This window comes from Escherichia sp. Lx600-2 (assembly GCF_036662595.1).
In the GTDB taxonomy this organism is placed as follows: Bacteria; Pseudomonadota; Gammaproteobacteria; order Enterobacterales; family Enterobacteriaceae; genus Escherichia; species Escherichia coli.
The window spans coordinates 1-7,666 of record NZ_JAYQWM010000126.1; the positions used below are offsets into that span (position 1 = coordinate 1).

Genomic DNA, 7,666 nt, shown 5'->3' on the forward strand with positions numbered 1-7,666 from the left:
ACCAATAAAAAACAGAAAACTCTTACACATTTAAAGATGGTAAAATAATATAGAACTGTTAGTCTAATGGAGAAGGCGCATCTGATTCAGAGCAATCTATTGCGAAGAATCAGAGTAACAGGGCCCCATGATATAATCATGGGGCCCTGTTGCTTTTACAGATGTAAAAACGACCAATCATTTAACATCTGTTATCGGCACCGCCCCGGACGGGTTCGGCGCAAATATGGTATGGTACCAGCCCGGCAATTCACCTGCCGTGCAATCTGACGAAGCAGTACCGGCGTATGCAGATATATCGTCCAGACATATCTGCCGCATTCAGGCGGTGAGTAAAGCCTTCTCTCTCAAAAGAGGAGCAACAGTTATCCACAGATTCTGGGGATAACTGCGAAAAGAATATGTGCCAGGAAAGTCGGCTCCCGGGAAAAAGACCGCTGGCGGCGCAGCTGCTGGATACGAAAGCTGAGCTGAAAGGATCCCGGGAGGACGTCCGTAAACTTCAGTCCCTGGCCCGTCATGACGGGAAGGTGAAAAAGTGAATGCGGACACCTGGACCCGCCTGCAGGCCTTCCGACATGCTCTGGAGCTGACTTCCTGTGAGGCTTCTCTCACCGCCGGGTATGATCACCTGAAGGATTTCCCGGCCGGTTGCAGCGAGCTGGCCAGCCAGACGCTGACTGATTATCTGACGGAAGACGGCAGCAACCTGTACTCCTGTATTGTCGGTATGCAGTGGGATAATGGTCCTGGCAGATACGGCCACGTCATTGCCGCCCCTGCCAGGGACTATATCGACCTGACCCTTGATCAGTTTCCAGGCTATCATAACCGGATTGTGGCAGAGCCCGTTGAGTCCGGCGGACAGCTCGCGGCAGACCTCAACAGGGAGCCTGCCATCAGTACAGCTGATGGAATAGTGGCCAGCGCATCAGATAAGGTTAATTACATTACTGAACAGAAAAATCGCCAGCCAATGGTGATCATTACAGAATGTTACAAGCTGATCAGAATAACGGCAAGATTTATACCAATGTGCCAGTCATCTCAACTCTTCCAGCACCAGGTATTCCCTCGCTTATTTATCATTTCAGACGTTGGCTCCTGCAGTTTGTCCAGGAACACCTTAGATCGTTTAGCTACTGACTGGAAGGTGACACTGTCCATCCTGTCGCTATAGGGCTTGATATAAACCTGGCAGGCAAGGGATCTGGTTAACTCCTTTCCTTCCATAAAGTGTTTGAAGATCCAGAGATACGTATCCACAAGCTCCAGCCCTGTACTCTGTGTCCCCGACTGGAAGACCTGCGGTTCAGCTGGTATTTCCGTTACATCCATGACCGGTGTCTGCGCAGCAGTGCCTGTCATCAGGATCCTGTCACTCTTTCGACCGACAGCTTATGGCATACAGTTGGGCTCGTAAGATCCAGAGTCAATAACTGACAGGGTTTATTCTGTCATCCTCCGGCAACAAAGGCATATACGATATTCACTTATTTTGTCGGCCCAACGGCTTTTTACAGTAGCTCGTTTTGCCCAACTGATGCTACAGCTCTTTGGTTTGCTTCATCACGGATATCAGCTCCGACACAGGCACAGCTGACTGGTTGCAACGTCTGCACTTCTCTGGACCTGAAACGTCAATTATCAGGATTCTGACGATTAGTCTTAAGACTGTCGATAAATTAAGTGATGCCAGTTGTCAGGATATTCATGGAGCCAGTCTGCATGCGCCTCTGGCGTTGAGACAAACATATGAAGTGTATTTCGGATATGACTGTACGCTCAGGAAGTACGGCAGATTCCGTCAAAAATTACCTGTAAAGACAGACTTCAGAAAAAACAGTGCTCGCCGCAGACCGGTGACCGGGCGAAGCCCGCGAACCGGCGAGGAAGCGCAATATATCTGTAGTTACAGTGAGCAGGTACGCCCTGAAGCCTTCATAATCGGTAGTGTATGCTGTTTTTCCGGAATGATTTATCCACATATCCAGAGGCCCGATCCAGTAAATAGATCCATGAATGATCAATAAAGGATCCATTAAAGATCCCCATATCGCTACAAACCTTGTTACTCATGGGCCGGGACCACGATCACATAAGCTGTGGCATGTTACTGATAAACTGTAATATGCTAATGATAAGCTGTATTCAGTAATGCATATACTGAAGTAAGCTAATGACATAAACTATGGTCAGTACGCCAGACTCTGTTGTTAAATACAGACTGCAGGTTTTTCTTCAGTCAGTTAGCGGGGCTCTGACACACGATTTGCTGTTTATTCTTTTACTGTCCACAGGCAGGAGGCTTTCTGGAAAACGAAAATTCAGACATCAAAAAACTGTTCGGCGAGGTGGATAAGTCGTCCGGTGAGCTGGTGACACTGACACCAAACAATAACAACACCGTACAACCTGTGGCGCTGATGCGTCTGGGCGTCTTTGTACCGACCCTTAAGTCACTGAAGAACAGTAAAAAAAATACTCTGTCACGCACCGATGCCACGGAAGAACTGACGCGTCTTTCCCTGGCCCGTGCAGAAGGATTCGATAAGGTTGAGATCACCGGCCCCCGGCTGGATATGGATAACGATTTCAAGACCTGGGTGGGGATCATTCATTCCTTTGCCCGCCATAACGTGATTGGTGACAAAGTTGAACTGCCTTTTGTCGAGTTTGCAAAACTGTGTGGTATACCCTCAAGCCAGTCATCACGCAGGCTGCGTGAGCGCATCAGCCCTTCCCTGAAACGCATTGCCGGTACCGTGATCTCCTTTTCCCGCACCGATGAGAAGCACACCCGGGAATACATCACCCATCTGGTACAGTCAGCCTACTACGATACTGAGCGGGATATTGTTCAGTTACAGGCTGATCCCCGCCTGTTTGAACTGTACCAGTTTGACAGAAAAGTCCTTCTCCAGCTTAAGGCGATTAATGCCCTGAAGCGACGGGAGTCCGCCCAGGCACTCTACACCTTTATAGAGAGCCTGCCCCGGGATCCGGCACCGATATCGCTGGCGCGGCTGCGTGCACGCCTCAATCTGAAGTCTCCGGTATTTTCCCAGAACCAGACGGTCAGACGGGCAATGGAGCAGTTACGCGAGATTGGATATCTTGATTACACGGAGATCCAGCGGGGGCGAACAAAACTCTTCTGTATTCACTACCGGCGTCCCCGGTTAAAAGCGCCGAATGATGAGAGTAAGGAAAATCCGTTGCCACCTTCACCTGCGGAAAAAGTCAGTCCGGAGATGGCGGAGAAACTTGCCCTGCTTGAAAAACTGGGCATCACGCTGGATGACCTGGAAAAACTCTTCAAATCCCGCTGAACATAAACTGTAGTCAGTGAAGAACGCCCCTTTACTGACTACAGCTTATATTAACCGGTGCAGTGAGTGCTCTGCTCACTGCAGTTTATATTCTGTTTCCTGCAGTACTGTCTGTAGCTGAGCTGCCATCTGCCTGTCCCTTACGTAAGTGATCCCGTAACCTGATGCTGAGGCATTGCTCCCTTCATAAAACATGACTTACTCACTACAGCTTATATACATGCTCCAGCTTATGTTATGTCTGTTCTGCTGACCACAGCTTATATAAGGAAGCGCGTATGCCGTCACCTCAGGGGAGGCAGTGTACGCAGGATCTCCGCAGCATCCCGCCCGTCACCTGTGAAAGGCACTGCCAGCGTGGCAGCCATATCCAGTGCAAACACCCGCGTATAAACCTCCATCGAACGTGGATCCCTGTGACCAGCCAGTGCCTGAATGACTTTCCGGGGCTGGCGGTGATAGAGCATGTGCATGATATAGCTGTGCCGGAAGGTGTGTGGTGTGACCGGAATCGAAAAGTGTACCCCGTCAGCTTCGGCCCGTCTGACAGCCTGCTTCAGCCAGTTGCGCATGGTTTCGTCGGTCACGGCCCATAATGGTTCACGACGACGGGGCCGGGTGGTGATCATCCAGCTTTCCATCTGCCTGACATAGCTTATATCTGTCAGCGGAACCAGGCGCACTTCATCTTTTGGCGGGCGTCCGCGTCGCGCACGCACTTTTTCGGACAGGATCCGCACAAACGGTCTTACTCCATCCAGGTCAAATGATTCCGGTGTCAGCATCCGGGCTTCGCCAATACGCATTCCGGTATTCCAGAGGGTGGCGAACAGCATATGGTGACGCTGATCCGGCATATAGAAAAGAAGGGCACTCACTTCCGGGGCCAGCAGGTAGGCCGGTGTGGCCCCCGTGGAAGTGGCCATTCTTCTCAGGGAGAGCGCTGTTGCAAAATCCACCCCCGGCGCAATGGGTAACAGGGAGACGCGTTCTGGTGAATTCTGCAGGGGAATGACATTGTTCATGAGTTATTTTTCACGTAGCACACGCACTGTTTATGGATACAGGTATTCTGACCTGAACGCCCGGATCCTTCCACGACAATAAATCGCAGCACGCGGATCCTTTTGTTTGCTTATCACACATTATTGCGGGTAAAACCAAATACGTAAAGGCGCATTTTGCCGCAGGGATCCCGTCTTAAGCCAGTCGTGGCGCGGGCTGATGGCTGGTTTGCCGTTTTTGGGAGAATTGGGGTAATGCCAGGATGAATGGGATCGGAGAAAACAGAGAAAGGGAACAGAAAGGGAGAAGGTGCACCACGTGTATTCTGGCCCGGGACGTCACCGTCCCCCTGACAGTTTGACTTTACACAGGAAGGTTGCAGACTCAGCATAATGACTGATTTATATGCAATCCTGCCCATGATTAATATAAATCATAATAATGATTATGCAGAAAATCACTTTCGATAAGATGTATATAATTACTACATTTCCATATAGCATTTTCCGCATAAAATAAGAAAATATATGTAACTAAAATGTATCAAGTCTGAGATATGATATTATATTAGTGCCTTATTCATTGCCTGATATCCTCTTTCCGTAACCTGCATGTACATGAATCTTACTCATGATTGCCACTCTCTTATTTATCCTAAGTCCTGTCCCCTCTGAACTGGCGTTTCCTGCGCTCAACTGATATCAAAAGAGGGTTAGCAGGCCCTGACATCAAAGCACTGATGTTATTTAATGTCGGGAGTAATATTTTATTTAATATCAGTTAGTGTCTCCGGTACCACTTCCCTGACACGTTATATCTTCAGATTTCCCCGGAAACAGGAGGTGACGAACAACAGCCTCATCCACACATAAATTAGAGCCAGCTAGCGCCAGCGTATGCCCGTCACCGTTAATAGTCAGTAACGGAGCTGAAAATTTATCTGCCATTTTACGGGCATTTATCCAGGGAGTTGTCGGATCATATTTGTGTGCCACAAACAGTAAACCGGATGGTAAAACAGTATTCTTCAGGCGTGTCTGTTGCAGATCGCGATGAATTGGCCATAATTCACAAAATTCAGGTAAATCGGACTGTTCCCTCTCAAAATCAACGGCCGGAAATGCGTCAGCAAGGGCTTTTTTTCGCGATTTTCGTTGTTCCTGTGATAATTGTTCATCACTCTGATCAACACATAATATTACACCCAGAGCATCACTGACTTTTTCCGATGCTATGGAAGAATTAAGTGCAGTTTCAATTTCATTGCTGACAATACCCTGAGAGAACTGACGTACGGCCGTTGCAAGTGTTGGCCATGATGAGCGCCATAACAGAAGCTCTGTCGTTAATGATATGAGATCATCTGAAGATATACTTTCCCCCCTGCTGTCTGTTAAAGGAGAATTATGTAATTTTAATAAAAGCTGATGGAACTGATGTATTGCCTGATTCCTGTCTGAAGAAAGTGGACAACTTTTTGTCCTGGCACACCATGCAGCAAAACGATCAAACGTTTCCTGATAACTGTGGGCCTGCCTGAGTTTCCATGAAAAATTATCATTTAAATCATCAATATCAACGACACCGTCAAAAACTATAGATCTGATACTGGATGGAAAGCGTTCGGCATATAAGGCTGCAATCTGTGTACCGTATGAATATGCTACAGCTGTCAGTTGTTTATCTCCCAGAGCTTGTCTGATGCGTTCAATATCATATACAGCCTCATGAGATCCAATATGGCGAATGACTTCAGCTCCTGTATTATGGATACAGGCATTAATTTTCTGTAAAATTAGTTGCTTTTCACTTACATTCACCAATCTTTCTTGATTGGGTTGCTGGCAGTTTATGGCAGGAAAGGACTGACCGACACCTCGTGGATCAAAACCGATAATGTCCCATGATTCCCGAAGATTGGTGACCGGCCAGTCAAAATTGATATAAGGATTAATTCCGGGTAATCCAGGTCCGCCACTTATTATAATAATACTCCCTTTACGTTTACTTTTTGCCGGCAACTTTGTCATCGCCAGTCTGACAAGTGGTATATTTTCATCTGACACATCCTCACCTGTGTCGGTATATTTTAGCGGTACAGATAGATATCCGCATAACAACTCAGGTGAAGAGCTTTCTGTACCAAACCAGTCACTGTATGGGCTGGTCATACAGGATTGCCACTCGATCTGTCTGGCAGACACAGTTCCGCAAAGAAAAACAGAAAAGATAAAGAATACTAAAGTCCTTCTTAAAGGCTTCATTATCACACGCATTGCATCTCCTGCATTGGTAAATTATTACCCTGACCAACAGACAGAATCCCCGGCGGTATAATTCTCACCGGGGATGATGACAGTTAAAGTTGTTAAAACGTGTACTTCAGGCCGGCCGTCGTAATGAAGTTGTAATTTTCAATTCCAGCCCCGTTATTATTATGCTCCGAAGTATTATCACTACGGTCGTAAAGAGATGTATCCCCTTTTTTATTTGTGAGACGACTCCATACACCCTCGATGTACACTTTTGCCTCTGGGGTAATATAGTAACCGGCATTAACTGCAACAGAATAGTAATTCTGGTTTATTACTTTGCTTCGGAATGTAGTTTGTCTTACATAATGCTCATCATTATCAGATCCCCTGACCCACCCGCTGTATTTAAATGCACCACCAAACTCAAAATTATCGTAACGGTAGTTTCCTGTCAGACCGACATAAGGAATTTTAAAATGTTGTTTATAACCAATCACTTTTATTTTATCAGGTAACGCTCCCGTTTCATTCCGGAAACCACCATTCTCACTGTAAATATAAGTTCCTCCTGTAGCATTAAAACTGTAACGGCTTTCCTGATAACCTGCCATAATAGCAAGGCGATAATCAGATTCTTTTAAAAACCAGCCTTTAACGTTCAAATCAAATTCGTTGGCATAATTAAGACGTGTATCAGGATGCCTGCTTTCATCTGTCCATGTTCCGGGAGTCCCGGAATCCATCCAGTCCTGATCAACCATATCCCCCCCCCCCGACTATTGAGAGTGGTCCAGCCAGCTGCACCAACAGATAACCATGGATTCAGCTCCCAGTTAACGGCGCCTTTAAGAATGGCGGCGTTACTGTATTTCCAGTCCAGTTGGCTGACTTTACGTCCACCTTCTTCAGGCTCATAAACCCGTTCTTTTGTTTTGCCACTCAGTGTACCTAAATTAATCTCTGTACTTATTTTCTCCGGGCCGAAGAAATCAGAAGCAGAAGCTTCCTGAGAACTGAATACCACAGGTGCTGCAAGAATAATTGCCAGAAGCTTAGTTTGCATAACAATGACTC

At 47.0% G+C, this 7,666-nt stretch carries 4 protein-coding genes and 2 pseudogenes; 2 read left to right on the forward strand and 4 right to left on the reverse strand.

The features are described from left to right. Nucleotides 1–538: 538 nt before the first annotated feature. Together OQV04_RS22505 and OQV04_RS22510 are read left to right on the forward strand one after the other, a co-directional pair. Nucleotides 539–1,180, forward strand: coding sequence for a hypothetical protein (locus tag OQV04_RS22505; RefSeq protein ID WP_089533208.1), 642 nt, complete (start codon nucleotides 539–541; stop codon nucleotides 1,178–1,180). 1,174 nt (nucleotides 1,181–2,354) lie between these two features. Beyond that, entirely contained in the window at nucleotides 2,355–3,332 is a 978-nt protein-coding gene (locus OQV04_RS22510) for a RepB family plasmid replication initiator protein (RefSeq protein WP_000361612.1), read from the forward strand. A gap of 284 nt (nucleotides 3,333–3,616) precedes the next feature. Here OQV04_RS22510 and OQV04_RS22515 read toward each other — a convergent pair whose 3' ends face one another. The 4 genes and pseudogenes from OQV04_RS22515 to ompP all read right to left on the reverse strand — a co-directional run bounded on the left by OQV04_RS22515 (nucleotide 3,617) and on the right by ompP (nucleotide 7,655). Beyond that, on the reverse strand, nucleotides 3,617–4,357 hold the full coding sequence (locus tag OQV04_RS22515; protein WP_001066942.1) for a tyrosine-type recombinase/integrase: 741 nt from the start codon (nucleotides 4,355–4,357) through the stop codon (nucleotides 3,617–3,619). 120 nt (nucleotides 4,358–4,477) lie between these two features. Further along, a pseudogene (locus tag OQV04_RS22520) lies at nucleotides 4,478–4,612 on the reverse strand (serine/threonine protein kinase); the annotation flags it as partial. A 501-nt stretch (nucleotides 4,613–5,113) separates the two neighbouring features. Next, nucleotides 5,114–6,613 (reverse strand): alpha/beta hydrolase, encoded by a 1,500-nt coding sequence (locus OQV04_RS22525; RefSeq protein ID WP_063073405.1) that lies wholly within the window; start codon nucleotides 6,611–6,613, stop codon nucleotides 5,114–5,116. A 92-nt stretch (nucleotides 6,614–6,705) separates the two neighbouring features. Further along, nucleotides 6,706–7,655: pseudogene (ompP, locus tag OQV04_RS22530) on the reverse strand (omptin family outer membrane protease OmpP). Between the last annotated feature and the right edge of the window lie 11 nt (nucleotides 7,656–7,666).

Excerpts from the sequence above, each read along its gene's own strand:
- OQV04_RS22515 (WP_001066942.1), bottom strand. The coding sequence starts at position 4,357 with ATGAACAATGTCATTCCCCTGCAGAATTCACCAGAACGCGTCTCCCTG.
- OQV04_RS22525 (WP_063073405.1), bottom strand. The coding sequence starts at position 6,613 with ATGCGTGTGATAATGAAGCCTTTAAGAAGGACTTTAGTATTCTTTATC.